Raw genomic sequence first — 1,011 nt, 5'->3', positions numbered from 1 at the left:
GGGCATCACCCTGGTCAACAGCACGGCGGTGTTGGTACTGTCGTACACACTGGGCGGCGTGCTGGCACCGGCTCTGGGCGCGGCGGCCCTGCAGTGGGCACCCACGCTGGGCTTTCCGGCGCTGCTGCTGCTCGTGGCCACAGCCGGTTGCGTGCTGCTGTGGCGCCCGCGCTGGCGCGCTGGATCGCCAACGCACTAAGTTGGCGGGCAGACCGCTCCTTCAAAAAACCAAGGACGTTATTTATGGCCATACCCTGGCTGATCGCGCTGAAAGTGATTCCCTGGGGCGACGTGATCGAACACGCGCCCAAGGTGTTGAACGCTGCCCGAAAACTGATGGACCGCCAAACCGAGCCCGCACAGCGCACAGCCGGCACCGCCATTGAAACGGCCAGCAGCGCACCGCCCAGCCTGGGCGAACTGCAAAACCGGGTGGTGGCCGCACAGCAAGACATCGAGCGCTTGGTGGAAACGCAGGCCGAACTCACCCGCACCGTGGCCGAACTGGCGGAGCAGAACGCGCAACTGGTGGGCGCCGTGCAGGTGCTGAGGCTGCGCACCCGCGTGCTGCTGACCGTGGCGGCCGTGCTGGCGCTGGCCACCTTGTGGCTGGCCTTGCGCTGACCAGCACCGCCATGGAGCACGACAGATGGATATCCGAACCGACGACCTTTCAGGCGCAGCCATCGCCGCCTTTCAGGAACAGCACCTGCAAGACATGCGGGTCACCTCGCCACCCGAAAGCAAACACGCGCTCGACCTGAACGGCCTGCGCGACCCCAGCGTCACGTTCTGGACGCTCTGGCTCGGCGAACGTATCGCCGCCTGTGCCGCCATCCAGGTGCTGGACGCCGACCATGTGGAACTGAAGTCCATGCGCACCGCCCACGACTTGCGGGGCCAGGGCTTTGCCTCCGCGCTGCTCGGGCACGCGATCAAACAAGCGCGCGCCCGTGGCCACCGCCGCATCAGCCTGGAAACAGGCACCCGGGCCTTCTTTGCCCCGGCGCG

Annotated in this window: 3 protein-coding genes; all 3 read left to right on the top strand. The window is 67.0% G+C overall.

Annotated features, from left to right (window positions below):
- Positions 1-199, top strand: a 199-nt coding sequence (locus tag ABYB95_RS23990; RefSeq protein WP_372663024.1) for a hypothetical protein, incomplete at its 5' end; no start/stop codon positions are given.
- Between the two features lie 44 nt (positions 200-243).
- On the top strand, positions 244-624 hold the full coding sequence (locus ABYB95_RS23985) for a hypothetical protein (RefSeq protein ID WP_372663021.1): 381 nt from the start codon (positions 244-246) through the stop codon (positions 622-624).
- 25 nt (positions 625-649) lie between these two features.
- The coding region (locus tag ABYB95_RS23980) for a GNAT family N-acetyltransferase (protein ID WP_372663018.1) at positions 650-1,011 on the top strand (362 nt) is incomplete at its 3' end.

The sequence above is a fragment of the Hydrogenophaga sp. genome, assembly GCF_041633695.1.
Taxonomy (GTDB): Bacteria; Pseudomonadota; Gammaproteobacteria; order Burkholderiales; family Burkholderiaceae_C; genus Hydrogenophaga.
This window is presented reverse-complemented; position numbering and strand designations above follow the sequence as displayed.